The organism is Vreelandella rituensis, from assembly GCF_003336665.1.
GTDB lineage: Bacteria > Pseudomonadota > Gammaproteobacteria > Pseudomonadales > Halomonadaceae > Vreelandella > Vreelandella rituensis.
Window position 1 is genome coordinate 1 of sequence record NZ_QPIJ01000022.1, and the last position, 25,221, is coordinate 25,221.

Below are 25,221 nucleotides of genomic sequence, written 5' to 3' on the forward strand. Positions count from 1 at the left end.
CGGCAGAAGATAGTCGGTCTGGCGGTCAACGGGGATGAAGCGGCTCATGGCGTCGTTCCGGTGGGGTGGCAGGAGGCAAGTATCTCATGACGTTATCTAAAATCCGACAGACTGCTAGGCAAACTCACCGTTATTGCCTGCATAATATCGTTAGCCGAGCAGTAAACGCAGCAAGATCGCGGTGATCACGGCTAGCGTCAGGCGCTTGATCCAGAGGGTGCCCCTTGGACTCATGTTGACTTTAACCGCAAGCCAAGCACCGGTCATGCTGCCCAGCGCCAGCAGCAGACCGTAATTCCAGCGGACCTGATCGAACCATATGAATAACGCCAGGGCGGGAAGGCTGTAGATCAGGATGATGAATACCTTGAACACATTCACCTGTGCCAGGTCGATCTTGAGCAGACGGTAGAGCATCACGATAAACAAGAGCCCCACACCGACCTGGATGAAGCCACCATAGACGCCGATCAGAAACATTGCCGCGTAGACGGGCAGCGTCAGACGCTCGGGTGTCAACGGGCGTGTATCCAGCCTTGGCTGGGGCAATACCATCATTGCCGCGGAGCCTGCCATGACGGCGATCAGGATGGCTTCGAAGAGTACATCGCTGACGTGCAGCGCTAGCCAGGCCCCAAGGAGCGATCCGGCCACGGCGGGCACGGAAAGGCGCAGGCTCAGGCCGATATGCGAGGCCCCGGCACGCAGAAAGTTGCCCACAGCCGACACGCTTTGCAGCACGATCGCCACACGGTTGGTGCCGTTGGCCACCTGAGGGGGCAAGCCCAGAAACATCAGCAGTGGCAAGGTCAGCATCGACCCGCCGGCGGAAAGGACGTTGATGAACCCCGCGATAATTCCAATGCCCACCAGAGCGATAGCTTCCCAAGTCGTCATGGGCAAGTGTCCATGCAATCTTTCCTCTTCAACATGCTTCTCTCCCGTCGCACTACTCACTCGAATCATCGGTCATGTTAACGCAAGCCATTGGCATCTAACGCACAAGCCGTGCTAATTTCGAATCGAGACGTTTCTTTGTCACCGCTTCGTTGCCAGCCCTGTGTTTTTAAAACCGCTTGAACAGGGCGTGGTGATAGAAGGTGCAGTAATAGAGAATGTCTTCCCATTTCCTTTTCGTCATCGAAACCAACAAGTCCAATCAGGACGGAGGAAGCATCATAATGAACGTTCTCAAATATGCAGCAGCGGCGTCCCTTCTGGCCGTGGCGCTACCGGCATCTGCGCAGCAGCTTTCCATTGCCACCGGGGGTACGGGCGGCACTTATTACCCTTACGGTGGCGGTCTAGCCGAGCTTATCAACAACCACATTGAAGGCGTCAGTGCGGTTGCCGAAGTAACCGGCGCCTCCGTGGAAAACATGGGGCTTGTGTGGCGCGGCGATTCCGATATCGCTCTGGCGCTGGCCGATACGGTGTATGCGGCCTATAACGGTACCGACGATTTCGAAGGTCGGCAGCTGGAAAACATCCGGGCACTGGCGTCCATCTATCCTAACGCCGTGCAGCTGGTAACTCTGGCTGACTCGGGTATCGAGTCGCTTTCCGACCTCGAGGGCAAGACGATTTCCGTGGGCGCCCCGGGTAGCGGTACCGAGGTCAACGCCCAGGCCCTGCTCGAGGCCAACGGCATAAGTTACGACGACTTCGACCCGCGACGCCTGAACTTCAACGAGACCGCGGATGCCATTCGTGACGGCGACATCGCTGCCGGCTTCTGGAGCGTGGGGCCGCCGACCAGTTCGATCCTCAACCTGGCGACCACCAGGGATATCCGCCTGGTCGGGCTTTCCGATGAAGAAGTCGCCAATGCACGGAAAGTGGAACCCGTGTTTGCTGCCTACAAGCTGCGCGCTGGCCTTTACGAAGGCATGGATGAGGCCGTTCAGACCGTCAGCATTCCTAACGTCCTGGTGGCGAGCAGCGAAATGGACGAAGAACTGGCCTATCAAGTCACCAAGCTGCTATTTGAAAGAACCGACGATCTGATTGCGATCCATCCGGCAGCCAATGACACCACGGTCGAGTTCAGCGTCGACTCCACGCCGATCGCTTTCCATCCGGGTGCCCTGCGCTACTACGAAGAAGTCGGTGCTGAAATTGCCGACCATCAGCGCGAGTAAGCATGGCTGAGCGCTCGACTCATCGTGGCGCCTTCAACAAGGGCGCGATGAGTCGCCTGGCCGTCTTCAGCTTGCTGGTGGCTGGCGCCTTGTGGACCAGCGCTTTGTTGAACAGCGGTGGCGCCTGGGCGTCCACGGCGCCGCCGAAAGCTGAGGCGGCATTGGTAGTGCGCAATACGCAGGGGGATACATTAGTCAGTATCCCCATGCCGGAAGGCGCGACCTGGTGCCTGGAATGGAATCACTCTGTGACCAGTATTCGGGTGCAGGATTGCTATCGGCACGATGCCGGACGCATGGTGCTCGAACGCAGTCATCAGCCTGACTTTGCCGCCGGCCTCGGCCATGTACTGGGCCGAGGCCGACAGGTATCGGATGGGGCCGGAGGTTACTGGATTGAAGATATCAACGAACCCGTTCCCGGCAATCGCTATCGCTTGCGGGTCGGTTCGCTTGCGGTGGACCATCGCCTGCTGCATGAAGGGCGGCGGATCAGTCTTAGTGAGCAGGCCGCCGATCAGGCAGTGACTATTCAGCTTCAGACAGGCCAGCTTGAAACGAATCAAGTCGACCCTTGATTGTTCCCTTTTCGTTTGCCGGCAAATTCTGCCGGTAACAGCTCTTGAGAGGCTGCTGCATGAGCGATCTTTACCCTTCCACCGCCAGTGCCTCGGGGGGGCAAGTCTTGCAGCCCCGCCCGATCATGTGGGCGATCTCCCTGGTGGCAGTGGCCTTGTCACTGTTCCAGCTTTATTCCGCCGGTATTCAGCCGCTGGGTCTGTTCTACCAACGCAGCATTCATTTGATGTTGATCATGATGCTCGCGTTTCTGCTGTTTCCGGTGTTTGGCCCGCGCCGTAAACGCGGCGTATTGGGTGGCGCAATCGACCTTGTATTCTTCGCCGGCGCCTTGATCACCGGCGGTTATTTAGCTCTCTTTCTGGATCAAATCATTGACCGTGCGGGTTTCTGGAGCCAGACCGATATCGCGGTGGGCTGTATCGCCGTGGTGACGGTACTCGAAGCCAGCCGTCGCGCGGTGGGGCTGGGGATGACCATCATCGGCTTGACGGCGATTCTCTATGCCTTCGCTGGGCCACGCGGTGAGCTTCCTTGGCTGGGAACTTTCATGCCCGGGATTCTCGAGCATCGCGGCTACAATATCGACCGTCTGGTGGGCCAGCTCTATCTGGGCCAGGAAGGTATTTTCGGGTTGCCGCTGGGTGTGGCGGCGACCTATATCTTCGTGTTCGTGCTGTTCGGTGCCTTTCTGGAAAGTACCGGGGCGGGCAAGTTCTTCATCGACATGGCGTATTCCGCCACCGGCCGCCAGCGCGGGGGGCCGGCCAAGGCGGCGGTGTTGGCCTCGGCGGGCATGGGGTCGATTTCCGGCAGCGCCATCGCCAATGTAGTGACTACCGGCGCTTTTACCATTCCGTTGATGAAACGCCTGGGTTACAAGCCGCATCAGGCGGGGGGGATCGAAGCGGCGGCGTCCACCGGTGGTCAGATCATGCCGCCACTCATGGGGGCCGGGGCTTTCTTGATCGCTGAATACACCGGGGTGTCGTATCTCGAGGTGGTCAAGGTCAGCATCCTGCCGGCGATCATGTATTTCACCACCGTCTATCTCTTCGTGCATATCATTGCCCTGAAGCAGGGCATGCAGGGAATGCCGCGCTCCGAGTTGCCGAAAATGCGTCAAGTGATGCGTGACGGCTGGCACTTTCTGTTGCCGCTCGGGGTATTGGTGTATCTCTTGGCGATGAACATGTCGCCGATGCGGGTGGGTTATTACGCCGTGGTCACGATGGTGGTGGTGGCGGCGCTGCGTTATGCGGTGTGGTTCTTTTTCGTGGCACCCAGGCAAGGGCAGGCGGTGACGTTGCACAGCACTCTGGATATGGTGTGGGCGGGTATCGTCAAGCTTGTGCAAAGTCTGGAGCTGGGGGCACGTAATGCGGTAGCGGTGTCTCTGGCCTGCGCCGTGGCCGGAATCATCGTGGGGGTGGTCGGCCTGACCGGGCTGGGACTCAAGTTCTCTTCCATGATGATGGCCTTTTCCGGCGGCAATATCGTTCTGGCGCTGCTCATGGTGCTGCTGGCCAGCCTGGTGCTGGGTATGGGGCTGCCGGTGACCGCAAGCTACATCGTGTTGATCGTGCTGGTGGGACCCGCCTTGACCGCCGAGTTCGGTATTCCGCTGTTGATCGCGCATCTCGTGGTGTTCTGGTATTCCCAGGATTCCAACGTGACGCCACCTATCGCCTTGGCCGGTTTCGCCGGGGCGGCCATTGCCGGAAGCAAACCTATGGCAACCGGTTTTCAGGCCTGGAAATTTGCCAAGGGGCTTTATCTGATTCCGCTGTTTATGGTGTTCAACCCGGAAATCATCATGGGAGGGGCCTGGCCGATAGTGATCTGGAACGGAGTGATCGCCATTCTGGCGCTAGGGGCCTTTGCCGCCGCTCTGGAAGGATATCTGTTCACACGGATGTCATTGATCCCACGGGTGCTGATCGTGCCGGCAATCGTTGGGGTGTTTTATCCCAACTTCCTGGCGGAAGTCGCGGGCGTTGCGGTGATGGCCGTCGCCATCGCTGGAAACTGGCTGGCCAGCCGGCGCGAGGTCGCGCCGGTGGCCTGAGACTTGTCTTGCAGGTGGTCAGCAAAGGCTTAGAAGATCGATTCAGCGGTGCCCGACCCCTGGGAGCCGCTGACTTCTTCCAGTTCGCGGCTGATGCCGCGCTGCTGAAACTCGGGCAGGTGATCGCCGTGGAATATCTCGGAAATGCCCCCGGATTGGTCGTTAGGCAGCCGACGCCCGGTAGTCGGGTCGACACGGGCGGTAACGATATTCTCCGGACGCTCGAGAACCGCTTCCGGGCGACCCTCGAGAGCCTCGCCCATGAAGTCCATCCACACCGGCAGAGCGGCATTGGCGCCGTATTCGGCAATGGTTTCGTTATTGTCCTTGCCGACCCATACGGTGGTCACGAGATCGCTGTTGTAACCCGCAAACCAGGCATCGCGCTGGCCGTTGGTGGTGCCGGTCTTGCCCACGATGTCGCCTCGTTCCAGGCTTAAGGCGGCGCGTCCGGTACCCACTTCGATAACATCGCGCAGCATGTCACGCAGAATGTAGACGGCGGCGGCATCCGCCACGCGCGGGGCAACCGGGTAGTCGCGCCCATCGATAGTGACGGTTTCCTGACCTTCGCTGCACTCAGGGCAAGCGACATGCGGAGTGGCCTGTTCGATGAGCTGGTCATCATTGATCCGCGTGACGCGCTCGATAATCCAGGGCGAAACCTTGTAGCCACCATTAGCCAGAATGGCATAGGCGTTGGTCATTTCCATCGGCGTCAGGTTGGCGCTGCCCAGCGCCAGGGAAAGGCCGCGCGGCAAGCGCCCGGGGGCGAAGCCGAAGCCTTCCAGATAGTTGATGGTGTGATCCAGCCCAATGGACTGAAGCACGCGAATAGTCACCAGGTTACGTGAACGAGCCAGCGCCGAGCGCAACCGGGTCGGCCCTCGGAAGTCACGGCTGGAATTGACCGGGCGCCATAGATCATTGCTGCCATCCTGGAGTACCACGGGGGCGTCATTGACCACGCTTGCCGCGTTCATTTCCCCATCTTCCAAGGCTGCCAGGTAGATGAACGGCTTGAAGATGGAACCGGACTGACGCTGAGCCTGAACAGCGCGGTTGAACTTGCTGGCGTTGAAGTCGAAGCCACCTTGCAAGGCCAGAATGGCGCCGGTGCGGGGGTCTTGAACCACGAGCGAACCTTCGACATCGGGCCGTTGAGAAAGACGGGCGCTGCCGTCTTCGTTGATCACCACCCGTACCAGGTCGCCGCGAGTCGCAATGGCCTCGGCTGAGGTGGGCTCGGCGCCTCGGCTACGTGGGCTAAGGTAGTCGCGTGCCCAGCGCAAACCATCCCAGTCGATGCTGTGCAGCTCACCGCCGCGCAGCATGACCTGCATTTCACGCCCTTCGCTTTCCACCACCATGGCAGCTTGTAGCAAGCCGTAATCTGGCGTGCGTTCCAGCACTTGTAGCCAGTTACTGACATCACCATCGATGCCTTCCACCCGGGTCTGGCTACGCTCGGCCGCCTGACGTGCGGTCTCGCGAATTTCCGGGGATTCCGCAAGTTCTTCTTCTAGCCCTTGGGTAGTGATCTGTTCCTGCGCTTCCACCAGGCTTGAAGCGATATCGCGCTGCTCTGGGCCGCGCCAGCCATGACGCAAATCGTAGTCGAGTAGACCTCGAGACAGGGCCAGACGTGCAGCGGGTTGCAGCTCGCTGTCGAGGGTGGTGTAAATGCGGTAACCGCCGGTATAGGCATTGTCGCCGAAACGCTCGATCGCATACTGGCGAGCCATTTCCGATACGTAAGCAGCCTCCACTTCGGTTTGCGTCCAGTGGCGCTTGGCGCTGACCGGCTCCTGCACCGCCTCCTGATAAACGCTCTCGTCGATATGCCCCAGCCCACGCATGCGAAACAGGATCCAGTTACGGCGGATCAAGGAGCGCTCCGAGTTGGCCAGCGGATTGAATGCTGAAGGGGCCTTGGGCAGGCCGGCGATCATTGCCGTCTGGGCCAGGCTGAGTTCCGCCAAAGGTTTGTCGTAATAGGTTTCAGCCGCCGCCGCGATACCGTAGGCGCGGTTGCCCAGGAAAATCTTGTTGACGTAAAGTTCGAAGATTTCTTCCTTCGAAAGCAATTGTTCCATCTGCAGAGCCAGCAGGATTTCGCGAATCTTGCGGGTAAAGGTACGGTCCAGCGTCAGCATGTAGTTACGGGCCACCTGCATGGTGATGGTTGACCCCCCGGACTGGATATCCCCTCCACTCTGCGCAAGTTCGAAGGCTGCCCGAATGAGACCGCGCGGGTCGACGCCACGGTGCTCGAAGTAACTGCTATCTTCGGCGGCAATCAACGCATTCACCATGTGCTGGGGGATTTCGTCAAAATCCACCGGCATGCGCCGCTCTTCGCCGAACTCGCCGATTAACTTGCCGTCGCGTGTGAAGACGCGCAGGGGCGTATGCAGTTCGAAATCCTGAAGCTGACGGACATCGGGTAAGCCGGGGGAGAAATACAGCGCCGCACCGACCACCGCCAGAGAGACGGCGCCCAGCAATGACACCGACAGCCAGAATAAGGAAAAAATCAGGGTTCGAAAAAACTTCATGAAAAAGTGACATCCATGGAAATAATGAGGGGGTCAGCGCGCGCTGGCTGTCGGGTGGCTCTACCGGCAGCCATTATAGAAAAGCCGCGAGTCGGTCACCAGCCTTGATATGCCTCAATGAGGGTGGGTGTGAGTTCCCATAAAATCATGTAACCTCGAAATTACTCAATTATGCAGGCGGAGCCGAACCGTGATGCGCTTTCTCAGACCCAGTAAAGGGTTGATCGGTGTCGATATTACCTCGGCGACCGTCAAGTTGCTCGAACTGAAAAGTTCCGGCGATGGTTACCAGGTGGAAAGCTACGCCGTGCGCCCGGTTCGTGAAGGCGCGGTGGTCGAACGTCGCATCCGTGATATCGACGACGTGGCCAGCGTACTCAGCCGTGCGGTGGAACATGCCAAGCCCTCGACCCGTAAGGTGGCGGTCGCGGTGCCGGCGAGTGCCGCCATTACCAAGACGCTGAACTTTCCCATCTCGCTCGACGAAGATGAGATCGAGGAACGCATCGTGCTTGAGTCGGACCGCCACATTCCGTTTCCGTTCAACGAAGTGGCGTTCGATTTCCAGTGTCTGGGTCCCGCACCGTTTGATGAAGAGCAGCAACAAGTGATGCTGGTGGCCTGTCGGCAACAGGATGTCACCCAGTTGACCGAAACCCTGGAGCGCGCCGGGCTTGAGCCGGCGGCGGTGGATGTCGAAACCTTCGCCATGGAGCGTACCTTTGACGCCTTGCGGCGCCAGTTGCTGGCGGGTGACGACCCGCACGCCAGCGTAGGCTTGGTCGATATCGGCGCCAACATGAATGCATTCCATGTAATGCAGGACGGTCACATCGTGTATAGCCGGGATACCGTGTTCGGTGGGCGGCAACTGACCGATGCGATTCGTGAGCGTTACGACATGAGCATGGATGAAGCGGGGTTCGCCAAGAAACGCGGTGGACTGCCCGACGATTATCAGAAAAGCGTGCTCAATCCCTTTCTGGAAACCGTCGTTCAGCAGGTGGGGCGTTCGTTACAGCTGTATTACACTGCGGGGCGCAAACAGGAGGTCAAACAGATTATCCTGGCCGGCGGCTCCAGCGTGATTCCAGGACTGGCCGAGCGCATTGCCGAAGACAGCGGTATGCAAGTCACTATCGCCAACCCTTTTCAAAACATGAAAATCAACAAGCGTCTCAATGTTCAAGCCTTGGCCAACGATGCGCCGGCGATGCTTACCGCCTGTGGGCTGGCCATGCGAGTGGGCAAAGGGCTTGTCAGGGGTGGTGATAAATGAGCGTGGATATCAATCTGCTGGGGTGGCGTGAAGCCCGACGCGAAACACGCACGCGGCATTTTCATCTCCTGGTGGGGTTGATGGTGATGCTGGGGACCGTCATCGGGTTCGGCGTGGCCCAAGGTTATCAGATGGCACTGGATACCCAGCAGGAACGTAACAGCCATATCAGTCGGCAAGTGAGCCAGCTGGAGGCGGATATACGTGCTATCCAGGATTATGAAAGTGACTTGAACCGCCTTGGGGAGCAGATCACGGTATTCCAGGAGCTTCAGTCAGGGCGAACGCAAGTGGTGCAGGTATTCAATAGCCTGGCTGAAAGTCTGGTGGATGGTGTGTATTACACACGCCAGGAACGCGTTGGGCAGACCTTGAATGTGACGGGCCTTTCTACCAGCAATCGCCAGGTTTCCGACCAGCTGCGTAGTCTGGCGGACGCCCCGGCCTTCGATGTGCCCAGGTTATCCGAAGTGGAAAGCGAGTCTGGAGGCGCTGGGCGTCGCTTTCGCCTGTCGGTCATCTTGAAAGCCCCGGCGTCGTTGGTGGAGACCGAGGACGGCAACGCGGAGAATGACGCTTGAATTTCAAGGCTCAATGGGAATGGTTGGCGGATGAAGGGCGACGCCTTAAAGATACCGACTGGCGTGAACTGGATGTCAAAGAAGCCGGTTCGTGGGCGTTGCTGCTCAAACTATTATGCTGTGTGCTGGCACTGGCAGTCGCTTTGGCGGCGATGGACTGGTTCGTGATCAGCGAACGACGCGATGCGCTGGAAAGCGCCCAGCGTCGTGAGGCCAGCCTGCTTGACGACTATCGCGTCAAAGCGGCGGAAGCGTCGCATTTGCCGGAGATGCAGGAACAGCTGATGTCTCTGGAAAGCCAGATGCAACGTCTACGCGATATGCTGCCTACCACTGCCGAAGTGCCTTCATTGCTCGACAGTATCAGTGATGCCGCCATCGATAACCGTTTGATGATCGATGCCATTCGGTTGCGCGCATCGAACCCCCGCACGCATTACGTCGAACAGCCCTTCGATATTCAGGTGCGTGGTGGTTATCACCAGATTGCCAACTTCATTGCTGATATGGCTGCCTTGCCGCGCATCGTCACTCAACACGACTTTACCTTGGAGCCGGTGGCAAGCCAGGGTGATGAGTTGCGTCTATCGATGTTGGCACGCACTTACAATTACCGCGCCGAGGAGAAGGCTGAATGATGAGCTCTCGACGCGTGATAGGGCGACTTTTGTTCGGGGTGCTACTCGCGGTGACGGGGCTTTCCGGCTGTGGTGATCCTCAGCTTGGCCAGCTGGATCAACGCATGCAGGAAATTCGGCAGATGCCGGGCGGGCCGCCGCGAATCGTGATCCCCGTGGTGCCTGAATACCAGCCGCTGGAATATCGCCACGAGTCGTTACGCAGCCCTTTTCTACCTCGCGAAGCGATCCTTTCCGCTGCAAATGAGCCGTTCGATGATCGATTGGCCCCCAATCAGCAGCGTCCTGAGGAGCCGTTGGAGCGTTATCCCCTTCAGGAGCTCCGGCTGGTGGGTACGCTGCGCATGGGCAATCGCCATGTGGCGTTGATCACGGCGCCGGGCGGCGAGGTTTTTTCGTTGAGCGAAGGCAACTATCTGGGTACTCATCATGGGCGTATCAAGCGGATCGATACCAATGCCATCCTGATTGCCGAACGGGTATTTACCGAACGCGATGGCTGGCGTGAGCGTGAGGTGGAGTTGATGCTTGAAACCAACGCAATGAACAATAACGCGGAAGATGACCAATGACTTTGATGACCCGCAGTGTTGTGATGCTGGTGCTTATGTTAATGCCGGCGTTGGCATCGGCGGCCTCGGTGCTGACCGATCTGGATGTACGTCAGACAACCACCGGTGACGTTGAGATCGACTTGTACTTTTCCGGCCCCTTGCCTGAACTGCGTGGTTATCGCCTGGATGAGCCACCGCGCCTGGCGCTGGATCTTGCCGACACTTCCAGTGCATTAAAGCAGCGTCGCCAGGAAGTGGGCGTGGCGGGCGTCGAGCGTATCACCGCCCTGGACACCGGCTCGCGCACACGCCTGGTGGTGGACCTGGCCCAGGCGCACCCTTATGTGACCAGTCAGCATGAGAATCACTTGCGCATTTCGATCGGCCCGGGAGCCGGTGTCAACGCGGATCAGTCACCGCCGGTCGAAAGGCTGGAAACCGCGATGGGGCCGCAGGTGGAGGCAATTGACTTCCGGCGTGGCGCCGACGGTGCCGGACGCCTGGTGGTAACCTTTGATCGTGCGGGGGTGGATGCCCGGGTGCGCGAAGGCGGGCGCGATCAGATTGTGGCTGAGCTTCGTCATGTCACGATCCCGGATTCGCTCAATCAGGTGTACGACGTGACGGATTTCGGCACCCCGATCGTTCGCGTTACCCCACGTCTCGGGGGAGGGGCGGCAACGCTTGAGCTTGAAACCCAAGGCCCCTATGCCATGGTGTCCTCGCAAAGCGGGCGACAGCTGGTGATCGAAGCCCAGTCGGTCAGCGAGGCACCGCTTGAGCAGCACCGGCAGGAGCGGGAGGCTTATACCGGCGACCGATTGAGCCTGAATTTTCAGGATATCGAAGTGCGTGCGGTGCTGAACGAAATCGCCGAATTCACCAACCTGAACCTGGTGGCCAGCGATAGCGTTACCGGACGCGTCACCTTGAACCTCAATGAAGTGCCCTGGGACCAGGCGTTGGATCTGATCCTGCAAAGCCAGGGGCTATCCAGTCGCCAGCAGGGCAATGTGATTGTGGTGGCGCCGGCCTCGGAACTTGCCGAACTTGAACGCCAGGAAATCGAGGCACGCAATCAGCGTGAAACGCTGTCGCCATTGGTGACGGAGTTCATCGAGGTCAAATACGCCCGTGCGGAGGATCTTGCCACCTTGTTGCGCGGGGCTGACGGCTTCGGCCTGTTGACCGAACGTGGCCGAGTGAGTGTCGATCAGCGCACCAATACGCTTTTAGTTCAGGACACCGCCGATCAGGTGCGGGATATTCTGCGCACCTTGGATCGCCTGGATGTGGCCGTGCGTCAGGTGCAGATCGAAGCGCGGATCGTGATCGCGCGGGATACCGCCTCGCGTGAACTGGGGATCAATTGGGGCGCCGACACCACGCGTGGCTTTCAGCAGGAGGGCGGTGATTACAGTCGGCGAGATATCAACCCCGGTGGCATCAACCGTGCTATGGGTGGCTTGGAAGTGAACCTCGGCGAAAGCGCTGGCGCGGGCACCGGGTTCAGTTTCGGTTACCTGTCCGGAGATATTCTACTCGACCTGGAGCTGCGCGCCCTGGAGACGGAAGGGAAAAGCCAGACCATCTCCCAGCCGCGTATCATTACCGCGAACCAGCGTACAGCCACTATCAGCCAGGGCGAAGAGCGGGCCTATCAGACAGTCAGTGACGATATTCCCCAGACGGAATTCAAGGAGGCGTTGCTGTCGCTGGAGGTCACGCCGCAGATTACCCCGGATAACCGGATTATCATGGATCTGGTAATCACCAACGACAGCTTTCGCGAATCGGAATTTGGCGGTGAACCCCCGGTCGATACCAACACCATTGAAACCCAGGTGTTGGTGGATAACGGACAAACGGTGGTGCTGGGCGGTATTCTTACCACCGAAGAGCTGCGTCAGCTGAGCAAGACCCCTTTGCTGGGAGATATTCCGCTGCTGGGCAAACTTTTTCGCTATACCGAAGAGCGCAATGAAAAGGTAGAGTTACTGGTTTTCATTACTCCACGACTACTTGACGATGGCTTGGCGGTTCCCTGATGCAGGATTTACCCAACCTTTTTCTCATCGGCCCCATGGGGGCCGGTAAAAGTACGATAGGCCGATTGTTGGCGGCCGAACTCTCACGCGAGTTCTTTGACAGCGACCACGCCATACAGGCCCGTTGCGGGGCGGACATTCCATGGATCTTCGACGTGGAAGGTGAACAGGGCTTTCGCCAGCGTGAGATGCAGATGATCGATGAGTTGACCCAGCTTTCCCAGGTGGTGGTGGCCACCGGTGGGGGAGCGGTGCTGCGTGAAGAAAATCGCTGTGCCCTGCGTGAGCGCGGCACGGTGGTCTATCTGCTCACCACGGTGGACCAGCAGCTCAAGCGCACGGCGAAAGACCGTAATCGCCCGCTACTGCAGTGTGATAACCGTGAACAGGTACTCAACGACATGTTTGCCTTGCGTGATCCCCTTTACCGTGCCACGGCAGATATTACGGTGCGCACCGACAGGCGCAGCCCGCGTGCCGTGGTCAATGAAATTCTCCGGCGAGTACGCCGTCTCGTCGACCCCCTCCAATCCAAGGCTTCCCCATGACGCAGGTTGTTGATGCGGTACGCACGCTGAGCGTGTCGCTGGATGAACGTAGTTATCCTATCCACATCGGCCCCGGGCTCTTGGGTGAGTCGCGTTGGCTTACGCCCTATCTGGCGGGTCGACAGGTCATGATAGTCACCAACGAGACGGTGGCGCCGCTTTATCTCGAGCGCCTCAAGGCAGGGTTGTCCGGCGAACTAGAGGTGCGCGAGTTAGTGTTGCCCGACGGTGAACAGTACAAGTCCCTCGAGCAGGTGAGCCGTATCTGGGATGCCTTGCTGGAAGCGGGTTTCAATCGCCGCTGCACCTTGATTGCCTTGGGAGGCGGAGTGATCGGCGATATGGTCGGTTATGCTGCCGCCTGCTATCAGCGCGGGGTGGCGTTCATCCAGGTGCCGACCACGCTCCTGGCTCAGGTGGATTCCTCGGTAGGCGGCAAGACTGGTGTCAACCATCCACGCGGCAAGAACATGATCGGGGCGTTCTGGCAGCCCAAGGCCGTACTGATCGACACCGCTACCTTGGCCACGTTGCCGCCGCGTGAGCTTTCCGCCGGGCTTGCCGAAGTCATCAAGTACGGCCTGATCCGCGATGTGGCATTTCTAGGTTGGCTGGAAGACAAAATGGCGGCGCTGCGAGCCTTGGATGACGAAGCCCTGGTCGTCGCCATCGAGCGCAGCTGCCGGCTCAAGGCCGAGATCGTTGCCGAGGATGAAACCGAGCAAGGCGTTCGGGCATTGCTCAACCTGGGGCACACTTTCGGCCATGCGATCGAAGCTCACCAGGGATACGGCAATTGGTTGCATGGTGAGGCCGTGGGCGCCGGCATGGCCATGGCCGCTGAGCTTTCCCGAGCCTTGGGATGGTTGAATGAAGGCGATGTGGCGCGTGTCCAGGCCATTATCGAAAGTGCCGGGCTTCCACTTGAAGTGCCTGACAACATGAATGCTGAGGACTTTCTCAGTCGCATGCGTCTGGATAAGAAAAATATCGATACACGCCTCAGGCTGGTGTTGCTCAAGTCGGTAGGGGATGCCTGTGTATTCGATGCGACGCCAAGCGCAATGCTTCACGCTTTATTGGAAGACTTCCCGCGTCGTTAAGCTTACCTCGTAAACCTGGTTACTCTATCGCCCGCTTTTGCGGGCTTTTTTGTGCCTGGAAACTGGGCTGGGAAAAATAGGACAAACAACAATCCGTATGCCTTATGCGCTATCGGCATGGGTGAAAAGCGTGTTTTTAGACCAAAGTATAGATCCCGAATATTTGCGTTTAAATAGCGTTTTTCTTGTTTGCAAGTGGTTGAAGTGTATGTTGTTTTTAAAAACACCTGGTGCGCAAGTCTTGGATTTATGGGGAGTTTTTAGAGAGGGGAGGGTAGTGAAGATTGCGCGAAAGGCCTGGAAATCGCTATGCTGAGCGGCCATTTTCGCCATGCAGCTAGCATTTCACTGGCACCTCAGGGGTGCGTTTGAACCCGGTAAAGTCAGCTTGAAAAATAGATTAACCGGTTTTTATATCATAAAAAGCTGCAAAAAAAAATACGCTTATGAGAGGCACGCCCATGAACAGAGGTCTTCACCAGCCCGGCGAGTTTCGCGACAATTGCGGCTTTGGCCTGATCGCCCATATGCAAGGGCAAGCCAGCCACGACTTGCTCAAGACCGCCATTGAATCCTTGACGTGCATGACTCACCGCGGCGGGATTGCCGCTGATGGCAAGACCGGTGACGGTTGCGGGTTGTTGCTCAAGATGCCTACCGCTTTCATGCGTGAGGTGGCCAAGGACGCCTTGGGTGTCGAGTTGCAGGAACGCTTTGCCGTCGGCGTGGTATTCATGCCCAACGATGATAGCCGTGAAGCGCATGCACGCCAGACCCTCGACCACGAACTCGAAACGCGTGGACTTGAAGTGATCGGTTGGCGCGACGTGCCCACCGATTCAAGTGTCTGCGGCCCCATGGCCCTGGATTGCCTGCCGCGTATCCGCCAGGTATTCGTCTCGCCGGGCAAGGGCGAGCATTTCGATGTGGATCTTTACATGGCGCGTCGCCGTGCCGAGCAGGCGTTGCGCGACGATGAAGACTTCTACGTCGCTTCGCTGTCCTCTGAAGTGGTTTCTTATAAAGGTCTGGTGATGCCGGAAGATTTACCGGCGTTTTACCATGACCTGAACGATCCGCGCCTGGAAACCGCCATCTGTGTTTTCCACCAGCGCTTTTCGACCAACACCGCACCGCGCTGGCCGCTTGCTCAGCCGTTCCGCCTGCTGGCGCACAACGGCGAAATCAACACCATCGAAGCCAACCGTGGTTGGGCCAATTCGCGCAAATCCAATTTCGTCAATGAGCGCCTGCCGGATATCGCCGAGCTCGATGAAATCGTCAATACCACCGGTTCCGACTCCTCGAGCATGGACAACATGCTCGAAGTGCTCCTGACCGGGGGCATGGAACTGCATCGTGCGGTACGCATGATGGTGCCGCCGGCCTGGCAGAACGTGGAAACCATGGATGCCGAGCTGAGGGCTTTCTATGAGTACAACTCCATGCATATGGAGCCATGGGACGGACCTGCCGGTGTGGTGATGACCGACGGTCGCCAGGCGGTATGCATGCTCGACCGGAACGGTCTGCGCCCGGCCCGCTGGGTGATTACCAAGAACGGCTATATCACCCTGGCCTCGGAAACCGGAACCTACGGCTACCGGCCGGAAGATGTGGTGGCCAAGGGGCGTGTCGGTCCGGGCCAGATGTTGGCGGTGGACACCCATACCGGTGAGGTGCTGCATACCCAGGATATCGACAACCGTCTGAAGTCGGCCTATCCCTACAAGCGTTGGTTGAAGCAAGAAGCCAGTTACCTGGAGTCGGCCCTTACGGAGCTTGCCAGTTTCCAGAATCTGGATACCGACACCCTTAATATCCAGCAGAAAATGTTCCAGGTGAGTTTCGAGGAACGCGACCAGGTACTGCGTCCGCTGGCCGAAAGCGGCCAGGAAGGCGTGGGCTCGATGGGCGACGATACCCCGATGGCGGTGCTTTCCACCCAATCTCGCTTGCTCAGCGACTTTTTCCGCCAGAAATTCGCCCAGGTGACCAACCCGGCGATCGACCCCTTGCGCGAAGCGATCGTCATGTCGCTGGAAACCTGTGGCGGGGCCGAGCTGAATGTGTTCCAGGCAACCCCTGGGCATGCGCATCGCTTGATCCTCACCACGCCGGTGCTGTCGCCGCGCAAGTTCACCGCCCTGGTGACTCAGGAGGACCCCGCGTTTGCCAGCCATACGCTGTCGCTAGGCTATGACCCGGAACAGCAAAGCCTGCCGCAAGCGCTCAAGGCGCTGTGCGAGACGGCCGAGGCCCAGGTGCGCGCCGGGAAGGTGATCCTGACGCTGAGCGATGCCAGCCTGCCCCGCGGTGAGATTCCGATCCAGGCGGTACTCGCCGTGGGGGCGGTACATACCCATCTGGGCCGCCTGGCGCTGCGTCCCAATGCCAATATTGTGGTGGAAACCGGTTATGCCCGGGATGCTCACCAGATGGCGGTGCTCTTCGGCGTCGGCGCCACGGCGGTGTATCCGTGGCTGGCCTATCAGGTCATGGCGGACATGCATCGCACCGGTGAGCTGACCGGCAACCCGGCGGATGCTCGCGAGAACTATCGCAAGGGCATTCAGAAAGGTCTGTTCAAGATCCTGTCCAAGATGGGTATCTCGACGCTGGCCTCCTACCGTGGCTCGATGTTGTTCGAAGCGGTGGGCTTGTCCTCTGAAATCATGCGGATGTGTTTCCCCGGTATGGCGTCACGCATCGAGGGTGCCGGTTTCAGCGAGCTGCAACTGCAACAGGAACTGTTGGCGCGGGATGCCTGGCTGCCGCGTAAGGGCATTACCCAGGGCGGGATGCTGAAGTACGTGCATGGTCACGAATACCACGCTTACAACCCGGATGTGGTGACGACCCTGCAGCAGGCGGTACAGGAGGGCAGCTACGAAAAGTGGAAGAAATTCGCTCGCCTGGTCAATGAACGCCCGGTCGCCACGATTCGCGACATGCTGGCACTCAAGCCTGCCGCCACACCGCTTCCGCTGGATGAAGTCGAGCCTATCGAAGCCCTGTTGCCGCGTTTCGATAGTGCCGGCATGAGTCTCGGTGCCCTGTCGCCGGAAGCCCATGAGGCCTTGGCGCAGGCGATGAACGAAGCGGGCGGTCGCTCCAACTCTGGCGAAGGCGGGGAAGACCCGGCACGTTATGGCACGGTGCGTTCTTCCAAGATCAAGCAGATCGCCTCCGGGCGTTTCGGGGTCACACCGCATTATCTGGTCAATGCCGAGGTGCTGCAGATCAAGGTTGCCCAGGGTGCCAAGCCGGGTGAAGGCGGCCAGTTGCCAGGGGGCAAGGTCAACGCCCTGATTGCTCGCTTGCGCTATTCGGTACCCGGGGTGACCCTGATTTCACCACCCCCGCACCATGACATCTACTCGATCGAGGATCTGGCGCAATTGATCTTCGATCTGAAGCAGGTCAATCCGGAAGCCCAGGTATCGGTGAAGCTGGTTTCCGAGCCGGGCATCGGCACCATCGCCACCGGGGTGGCCAAGGCGTATGCCGACTTGATTACCGTCTCCGGCTATGACGGCGGCACGGCGGCCAGCCCCTTGAGCTCGATCAAGCACGCCGGTTCTCCCTGGGAACTGGGCTTGCCTGAAGTGCATCAGGCGCTGCGGATTAACGGCCTGCGCGACAAGATTCGTCTGCAGACCGACGGCGGCCTGAAAACCGGCCTCGACGTGATCAAGGCGGCGATTCTCGGCGCCGAAAGCTTCGGCTTCGGCACCGCCCCGATGGTGGCCTTGGGCTGCAAGTACCTGCGTATCTGTCACTTGAACAACTGCGCCACCGGCGTTGCCACTCAGGACGATTTCCTGCGTGGCGAGCACTTCCGGGGCACCGTGGACATGGTCAAGCACTACTTCCGCTTCATTGCCGAAGATGTGCGTGAACTGATGGCGATGCTGGGTGTGCGTCAGTTGACCGACCTGATTGGCCGTACCGACTTGCTCGAAGTGATCGAAGGCAAGACGCCTTCTCAGCGCAAGCTGGATCTGTCGCCGCTGCTGAGCAACGATTTCGTGCCGGCGGATGCGCCGCAGTTCTGCCGAGTCAGCCGCAACGTACCGCATGACCCGGGTGCCAAGAACCAGGAGGTGCTCGAAGCCTTGAAAGGGGCCATCGAGTCCAAGTCCGGCGGTGACTTCGACTTTACCATCACCAACTGTGACCGCTCGGTGGCGGCACTGACCTCCGGCGCCATTGCCAAGCGTTATGGTGAGGAGGGGCTCGAGGACGCGCCCATCAATGCGCGCTTCACCGGCGTGGCGGGGCAAAGCTTTGGCGTATGGAATGCTCGCGGCCTCAATCTTTATCTTGAAGGCGATGCCAACGACTACGTAGGCAAGGGCATGAACGGCGGCAAGATCGTCATTGTGCCGCCCAAGGTCAGTACCTTTGAAAGCCACGAGACCGCGATTGTCGGGAACACCTGCCTGTACGGTGCGACCGGCGGCAAACTGTTTGCCTCGGGTACCGCCGGCGAGCGCTTCGCGGTGCGCAACTCGGGCGCTACAGCGGTCATCGAAGGCGCAGGGGACCATTGCTGTGAATACATGACCGGCGGGTTGGTCTGTGTGCTGGGTGAAACCGGGGTCAACTTCGGTGCGGGGATGACCGGTGGTTTTGCCTACGTCCTGGATGAAGACCGTACTTTCGTGGACAAGTACAACCATGAGCTGGTGGAGATTCACCGGATCAACACCGAAAGCATGGAAGCGTACCGGCGACACCTGCGTGAAGTCATCGAAGACTATGTAACGGAAACCGGATCGAAGCGTGGCGCCGCCATTATCGAAGATTTCAGTGATTATCTTCGTCACTTCTGGCTGGTGAAGTCCAAGGCAGCGAGCTTGTCCAGTCTGCTCGCCGAATCCCGTAGGCGGCCCGAGTAAACCGGATTTCCAGGAGAGACGAACATGGCAAACCGATTGAATAACGATTTTCAGTTCATTGATGTGGGGCGTAATGACCCCCAGAAGAAAGACGCGCGCAAGCGTGCCAAGGAATTTACCGAGATCTATGAGCCGTACAAGCCCACCGAGGCGGCCGGCCAGTCGCACCGTTGCCTGCACTGCGGCAACCCTTACTGCGAGTGGAAGTGTCCGGTACACAATTATATCCCCAACTGGCTGCAGCTGGTGGCCGAGGGCAATATTCTTGAAGCAGCGGAACTGTCGCACAAGACCAACACCCTTCCCGAAGTCTGCGGCCGGGTCTGTCCCCAGGACCGTCTCTGTGAAGGCGCCTGTACCCTGAATGACGGCTTCGGCGCGGTCACCATCGGCTCGGTGGAGAAATACATTACCGACACCGCCTTCGCCATGGGCTGGCGGCCGGACATGTCCAAGGTGGTGTGGACCGACAAGAAAGTGGCGATCATCGGGGCGGGGCCGGCGGGTCTGGGCTGTGCCGATATTCTGGCGCGTGCCGGGGTCAAGTCCGTGGTATTCGATCGTTATCCGGAAATCGGCGGGCTTTTGACCTTCGGTATCCCGGAATTCAAGCTTGAAAAGAACGTCATGAAGCGTCGCCGGGCGGTATTCGAGGAAATGGGTATCGAGTTCCGTCTGAATACCGAGATCGGTCGGGATGTCGACTTCGATACCTTGCTGGCGGAATACGATGCCGTTTTCCTGGGGATGGGCACCTACAAATACATGCAGGGCGGTTTCCCCGGCGAAGACTTGCCCGGCGTCTACAAGGCGCTGGATTACCTCATCGCCAACGTCAATCACTGCCTAGGCTACGAAAAGAACCCCGAGGATTACATCTCGTTCAAGGACAAGCGCGTGGTGGTGCTGGGTGGGGGCGATACCGCCATGGACTGTAACCGCACCGCGATTCGTCAAGGGGCCACCGAGGTGACCTGCGCCTACCGTCGCGATGAAGAGAACATGCCCGGTTCGCGCAAGGAAGTCGCCAACGCCCGCGAAGAAGGGGTGGAGTTTCTGTTCAATCGACAGCCGGTAGCGGTGGTGGGCGAAGGAAAGGTGGAAGGGGTCAAGGTGGTGCGGACACGCCTGGGCGAACCGGATGAAAACGGTCGCCAGCGCCCGGAAGTGGTGCCCGGCTCCGAGGAAATCATCCCGGCGGATGCGGTGATCATCGCGTTCGGCTTCCAGGCCAGCCCCGCCCCCTGGTTCGAAGGAGCCAATATCCAGGTGGATGAACGTGATCGGGTGAAAGCGCCGGAACATGGCGCTTACGCCTTTCAGACCACTAACGAGAAAATTTTCGCCGGTGGCGACATGGTGCGTGGCTCCGACCTGGTGGTCACGGCCATTCACGAAGGCCGCCAAGCGGGCGAAGGTATTCTCGACTACCTGCAAGTGTAAAAGCGGCAGTGTAATTGAGCCTTTAGGCGTAATCTGCTAGTCTGTCGACCCATCCTGGCGCGGTTTCCTGCCGCGCCTTCTGATCACGTTTCGACAGGTTATCCATGACACGATATATCTTCGTGACCGGCGGCGTTGTGTCCTCTCTCGGAAAGGGCATCGCCTCCGCCTCGCTGGCGGCGATTCTCGAGGCACGCGGCCTCAAGGTCACCATGCTCAAGCTCGACCCCTATATCAATGTGGACCCGGGCACCATGAGTCCTTTTCAGCATGGCGAGGTTTTCGTGACCGAAGATGGCGCCGAAACTGACCTGGACCTGGGGCACTACGAGCGCTTTATTCGCACCAAGATGACCCAGCGCAACAACTTCACCACCGGTCGCGTCTACGAAAATGTACTACGCAAGGAGCGCCGGGGGGATTACCTGGGCGGTACGGTGCAGGTCATTCCGCACATCACCGATGAAATCAAGCAGCGTGTTTATGCCGGGGGCGAAGGTTTCGACGTGGCGCTGGTCGAGATCGGCGGCACCGTCGGCGATATCGAGTCCTTGCCGTTTCTGGAATCGATCCGTCAGATCAGAAGTGAACTGGGCGCGACCCGAGCGATCTTCATGCATCTGACGCTGGTGCCCTATATCAAGACCGCCGGCGAGACCAAGACCAAGCCGACCCAGCATAGCGTCAAGGAGCTGCGCTCGATCGGTATCCAGCCGGATATCCTGATTTGCCGCAGTGAAGTGGAGCTCGAGGAGAGCGAGCGTCGCAAGATCGCCTTGTTCACCAATGTCGAAGAGCGTGCCGTGGTGCCGCTGCAGGATGCCGATACCATCTATCGCATCCCCATCATGCTTCACGAACATGGGCTCGATGAGATCGTCTGCGACAAGCTGCGCCTGGAAGCCGGAGAGGCCGATCTTTCCGAGTGGATCAAGGTGCTCGATGCCAAGCTCAATCCGCTCAAGTCGGTAAGCATCGCCATGGTCGGCAAGTACATGGACTTGCTGGATGCCTACAAGTCGCTCAACGAAGCGCTGATTCATGCCGGTATTCAGGATCGTATCAAGGTCAACGTCGACTACATCGATTCGGAGCATATCGAACATCACGGTACCGAGCGGCTGATGGGCAAGGATGCGATCCTGGTGCCGGGTGGTTTCGGCGAGCGTGGGGTGGAAGGCAAGATACTCGCCGCCCGCTACGCACGTGAAAACGGCATTCCTTATCTAGGCATCTGCCTGGGCATGCAGGTCGCGGTGATCGAATTCGCCCGCAACGTCGCGGGGTGGGAAGATGCCAACTCCACCGAGTTCACCCATGATACCCAGCATCCCGTGGTCGGCTTGATTACCGAGTGGCTCACCCCCGAAGGCAAGATCGAGTTGCGAGACGCAGGCTCTGATCTGGGCGGCACCATGCGCCTGGGCGGGCAGGTTTGTCGTCTCAAGGAAGGCTCTCGAGCGCGTGAGGCTTATGCAACCGACGAAATCGTCGAGCGCCATCGTCACCGCTTCGAGGTCAACAACCAGTTCGTCGAGCAACTCGAACAGGCGGGTCTGGTAGTGTCGGGCAAGAGTGTCGATCAATCGCTGGTGGAAATGATCGAGCTGCCGGACCATCCTTGGTATGTGGCCTGCCAGTTCCATCCGGAGTTCACGTCCACACCGCGTGACGGTCATCCGCTGTTCTCCGGGTTCGTCAATGCTGCGGTGGAGCACAAGGCGGCACGCACGCGTGCCCAAAATCCTCCTCAGGAGTGAGCGAGATGTCCGCACCTGAACGACAGATTCTCGAGCGTGATGTAACGATTGCCGGCCTCAAGGCCGGCAATTCATTGCCGTTGATGCTCTTGGGTGGCATGAATGTGCTGGAATCCCGGGAAATGGCCCTCGAAGTGGCCCAGCGCTATGTCGAGGTGAGTACGAAACTGGGTATTCCCTATGTGTTCAAGGCCAGCTTCGACAAGGCCAATCGTAGCTCGATTCACTCCTATCGCGGCCCCGGCCTCGAGAAAGGCCTGGAGATTCTGGCCGAGGTGAAGGCGCGCTTCGATGTGCCGATCATCACCGATGTGCATGAACCCTGGCAGGCCGCACCTGCTGCTGAAGTCGCCGATATCATCCAGTTGCCGGCGTTTCTTGCGCGGCAGACCGATCTGGTCGTGGCCATGGCCAAAACCGGCGCCGCGATCAATATCAAGAAGCCACAATTTCTCGCCCCCCATGAAATGCGCCATATCCTCAAGAAATTCGAAGAAGCCGGCAATGACCGCCTGATGCTGTGCGAGCGTGGCACCAGTTTTGGTTATAATAATCTGGTGGTCGACATGCTGGGCTTGGGTGACATGAAGCAAACCGGTCGTCCGGTATTTTTCGATGTGACCCATGCGCTGCAGCGCCCTGGTGGGCGTGCCGATAGCGCCGGTGGTCGGCGGACCCAGGTCGCCGAGCTTGCCCGCGCCGGTGTCGCGGTCGGCTTGGCGGGGCTTTTTCTGGAGGCGCATTCCGACCCTGACGCTGCCCTGTGCGACGGCCCCTGTGCCTTGCCGCTCGACCAGCTCGAGCCGTTTCTGACCCAGCTGGTCGCCCTGGACCGTCTGGTCAAAGGCTTCGCGCCGCTGGAGATAACCTGAGGCGGCGTTGCTTGTGCTGCTGAAACGGCGCTGCTGCCGTTGACTTACTTGATTGAGATAAAAAGGATCGTTTGATGACCAAAATCGTTGATGTCAGTGCCCTCGAGGTATTGGATTCGCGCGGCAACCCCACGGTAATGGCCAAGGTGCGCCTGGAAAACGGCGCCGTGGGCGAGGCGTTCGCCCCCAGCGGCGCCTCTACCGGTTCGCGTGAAGCGCTGGAGCTGCGTGACGGTGACAAGGCGCGCTACCTGGGCAAGGGCGTGCTCAAGGCGAAAAATGCCATCAATGGCCCGATCGGCGATCGCCTGCTGGGAATGGATGCCGAGGAGCAGCGCGGCCTGGATAACGCCATGCTGGCGCTGGACGGCACCGACAACAAGGCCAACCTGGGTGCCAATGCCATCCTGGCGGTGTCCCTGGCCGCCGCCAAGGCCGCGGCCAATGCCAAAAATCTGCCGCTCTACGCGCATATCGCCGAGCTCTATGGTCAGCCGGGGCAGTACTTGATGCCGGTGCCGATGATGAACATCCTCAACGGCGGCGAGCATGCCGACAACAACGTGGATATCCAGGAATTCATGGTGCAACCGGTCGGCGCCGAGAATTTCCGCGAAGGCCTGCGCATGGGCGCGGAAATCTTCCACGCCCTGAAAAAGGTCCTGTCCGCCCGCGGTCTGTCGACCTCCGTGGGCGACGAAGGCGGCTTCGCCCCCAACCTGGCCTCCAACGCCGAGGCCCTGGCGGTAATCAAGCAGGCGGTGGCGGATGCCGGCTACAGTCTGGGCAGCGATGTGACTCTGGCGCTGGACTGCGCCTCCAGCGAGTTCTACAAGGACGGCCAGTACGTGCTGGCAGGCGAAGGCAAGGCCTATGACGCCGCCGGTTTCACCGACTACCTGGCAGGACTGTGCGACGACTACCCCATCGTCTCGATCGAGGACGGTATGGACGAGTCCGACTGGGACGGCTGGAAAGCGCTGACCGACAAGCTGGGCGATCGCGTGCAGCTGGTCGGCGATGACCTGTTTGTCACCAATACCAAGATTCTCAAGCGTGGCATCGACGAGAAAATCGGCAACTCGATCTTGATCAAGTTCAACCAGATCGGCTCGCTTAGCGAAACGCTGGACGCGATCCGAATGGCCCAAGACGCCGGTTTCACCGCGGTGATCTCGCACCGCTCCGGCGAAACCGAAGACACCACCATTGCCGACTTGGCTGTGGGCACCTGTGCCGGCCAGATCAAGACCGGCTCGCTGTGTCGCTCCGACCGGGTGGCCAAGTACAACCGCTTGCTGGTGATCGAATCCGAATTGGGTGATCAGGCGGGCTATCCGGGGCTGAAAGCGATCAAGGGCCAGTAAAGCGAAATATTGACGCTGCGTAAGAGATGTCTCCATTTCTTGTAAGACATCTCTTACAAAGAGCGAAGAGAAACGCTATTTTGAAGAATAACTTCAACCTAGTTCGTCATTAACTATATGTTTTACAAGTAATAGAAAATAAAGGGCGAGCCGGCGAGGCTCGCCCTTCGTCATTGGGACCGTCTTGAGTTAAACCCCCAAGCTGCCAGAATGGCCACAGGAGAAAGGGGAAGCAGGGACGCTTCGGGCAGGATGCGACGGGATGCAAACAGGTTTGGTGCGCCGGGTGAAACAGGACGTTAACCTTGGCAAGGAAGGCACCCAGGGATGTCGGCAAAGGGATATTGCAAGAAAAGTTTGGAGCGGGCGGCCTTAGGGCCGCCTTTTTTTGTTTCAACGTTCGAGTTTTTCCAGTTTGCCCGGTTTGCCATCCCACTCTTCCGCATCCGGCAAGGGATCTTTCTTTTCGGTGATGTTGGGCCACACTTCAGCCAGCTCGGCGTTGATTTCAGTGAAGCTTTCTTGATTTTCCGGTAGCTCGTCTTCGGAGAAGATGGCCTCCGCCGGGCACTCCGGCTCGCACAAGGCGCAGTCGATACACTCATCGGGGTGAATGACCAGGAAGTTCGGCCCTTCATAAAAGCAGTCGACCGGGCATACTTCCACACAGTCGGTGTATTTGCATTGGATGCAGTTTTCGGTAACGACAAACGTCATCTCGATATCCCTCTTGCTTGGCCGGGCCGCATTGGCGCCCGGCGGTCGTGAATGGTCTAAG

The 25,221-nt window shown here is 59.0% G+C and carries 18 protein-coding genes; 15 read left to right on the forward strand and 3 right to left on the reverse strand.

Features of this window, described 5'->3' with window-relative positions:
* Positions 1–150: 150 nt before the first annotated feature.
* Complete coding sequence (locus tag DU506_RS10500) at positions 151–897, reverse strand: sulfite exporter TauE/SafE family protein (protein ID WP_114486893.1); 747 nt, start codon at positions 895–897, stop codon at positions 151–153.
* A gap of 284 nt (positions 898–1,181) precedes the next feature.
* Between DU506_RS10500 and DU506_RS10505 the strand changes: the two genes are divergently transcribed.
* The 3 genes from DU506_RS10505 to DU506_RS10515 are packed head-to-tail and all read left to right on the forward strand — an operon-like array spanning position 1,182 to position 4,788.
* Complete coding sequence (locus tag DU506_RS10505) at positions 1,182–2,141, forward strand: TAXI family TRAP transporter solute-binding subunit (protein ID WP_114486930.1); 960 nt, start codon at positions 1,182–1,184, stop codon at positions 2,139–2,141.
* A 2-nt stretch (positions 2,142–2,143) separates the two neighbouring features.
* Positions 2,144–2,719, forward strand: coding sequence for a DUF1850 domain-containing protein (locus DU506_RS10510; protein WP_235825508.1), 576 nt, complete (start codon positions 2,144–2,146; stop codon positions 2,717–2,719).
* Between the two features lie 59 nt (positions 2,720–2,778).
* Entirely contained in the window at positions 2,779–4,788 is a 2,010-nt protein-coding gene (locus DU506_RS10515) for a TRAP transporter permease (protein ID WP_114486894.1), read from the forward strand.
* A 29-nt stretch (positions 4,789–4,817) separates the two neighbouring features.
* Here DU506_RS10515 and DU506_RS10520 read toward each other — a convergent pair whose 3' ends face one another.
* A complete protein-coding gene (locus DU506_RS10520; protein WP_114486895.1) occupies positions 4,818–7,346 on the reverse strand; it encodes a penicillin-binding protein 1A in 2,529 nt (842 codons plus the stop codon).
* Between the two features lie 193 nt (positions 7,347–7,539).
* Between DU506_RS10520 and pilM the strand changes: the two genes are divergently transcribed.
* The 12 genes from pilM (at position 7,540) to eno (ending at position 24,443) form a co-directional block, all read left to right on the forward strand.
* Positions 7,540–8,625 carry a type IV pilus assembly protein PilM gene (gene pilM / locus DU506_RS10525; protein WP_114486896.1) on the forward strand — a complete coding sequence of 362 codons (1,086 nt, stop codon included), beginning with the start codon at positions 7,540–7,542 and terminating at the stop codon, positions 8,623–8,625.
* Complete coding sequence (locus DU506_RS10530) at positions 8,622–9,206, forward strand: PilN domain-containing protein (RefSeq protein WP_114486897.1); 585 nt, start codon at positions 8,622–8,624, stop codon at positions 9,204–9,206. Before pilM ends, DU506_RS10530 begins: the two co-directional genes overlap by 4 nt.
* On the forward strand, positions 9,203–9,844 hold the full coding sequence (locus DU506_RS10535; RefSeq protein ID WP_114486898.1) for a type IV pilus inner membrane component PilO: 642 nt from the start codon (positions 9,203–9,205) through the stop codon (positions 9,842–9,844). The genes DU506_RS10530 and DU506_RS10535 overlap by 4 nt, the downstream gene beginning before the upstream one ends.
* The gene (locus tag DU506_RS10540; RefSeq protein ID WP_235825509.1) at positions 9,841–10,416 is read left to right on the forward strand and encodes a pilus assembly protein PilP; all 576 of its coding nucleotides are present in this window, start codon (positions 9,841–9,843) and stop codon (positions 10,414–10,416) included. The genes DU506_RS10535 and DU506_RS10540 overlap by 4 nt, the downstream gene beginning before the upstream one ends.
* Positions 10,413–12,446 (forward strand): type IV pilus secretin PilQ, encoded by a 2,034-nt coding sequence (locus tag DU506_RS10545; protein ID WP_114486899.1) that lies wholly within the window; start codon positions 10,413–10,415, stop codon positions 12,444–12,446. The genes DU506_RS10540 and DU506_RS10545 overlap by 4 nt, the downstream gene beginning before the upstream one ends.
* Positions 12,446–12,994 (forward strand): shikimate kinase AroK, encoded by a 549-nt coding sequence (gene aroK / locus DU506_RS10550; RefSeq protein WP_114486900.1) that lies wholly within the window; start codon positions 12,446–12,448, stop codon positions 12,992–12,994. The genes DU506_RS10545 and aroK overlap by 1 nt, the downstream gene beginning before the upstream one ends.
* The gene (gene aroB, locus DU506_RS10555; RefSeq protein WP_114486901.1) at positions 12,991–14,097 is read left to right on the forward strand and encodes a 3-dehydroquinate synthase; all 1,107 of its coding nucleotides are present in this window, start codon (positions 12,991–12,993) and stop codon (positions 14,095–14,097) included. The genes aroK and aroB overlap by 4 nt, the downstream gene beginning before the upstream one ends.
* A 461-nt stretch (positions 14,098–14,558) precedes the next feature.
* Positions 14,559–19,001: a glutamate synthase large subunit gene (gltB, locus tag DU506_RS10560; protein WP_114486902.1), complete on the forward strand. Its 4,443-nt coding sequence runs from the start codon at positions 14,559–14,561 to the stop codon at positions 18,999–19,001.
* Positions 19,002–19,025: 24 nt separating this feature from the next.
* Positions 19,026–20,444: an FAD-dependent oxidoreductase gene (locus DU506_RS10565; protein ID WP_114486903.1), complete on the forward strand. Its 1,419-nt coding sequence runs from the start codon at positions 19,026–19,028 to the stop codon at positions 20,442–20,444.
* A 104-nt stretch (positions 20,445–20,548) separates the two neighbouring features.
* On the forward strand, positions 20,549–22,204 hold the full coding sequence (locus DU506_RS10570) for a CTP synthase (protein ID WP_114486904.1): 1,656 nt from the start codon (positions 20,549–20,551) through the stop codon (positions 22,202–22,204).
* A gap of 5 nt (positions 22,205–22,209) precedes the next feature.
* On the forward strand, positions 22,210–23,076 hold the full coding sequence (gene kdsA, locus DU506_RS10575; protein WP_114486905.1) for a 3-deoxy-8-phosphooctulonate synthase: 867 nt from the start codon (positions 22,210–22,212) through the stop codon (positions 23,074–23,076).
* 74 nt (positions 23,077–23,150) lie between these two features.
* Positions 23,151–24,443 (forward strand): phosphopyruvate hydratase, encoded by a 1,293-nt coding sequence (eno, locus tag DU506_RS10580; protein WP_114486906.1) that lies wholly within the window; start codon positions 23,151–23,153, stop codon positions 24,441–24,443.
* A 393-nt stretch (positions 24,444–24,836) separates the two neighbouring features.
* Here the strand turns inward: eno and fdxA are convergent, their stop codons facing one another.
* The gene (gene fdxA / locus DU506_RS10585) at positions 24,837–25,160 is read right to left on the reverse strand and encodes a ferredoxin FdxA (RefSeq protein WP_114486907.1); all 324 of its coding nucleotides are present in this window, start codon (positions 25,158–25,160) and stop codon (positions 24,837–24,839) included.
* Positions 25,161–25,221: the final 61 nt, after the last annotated feature.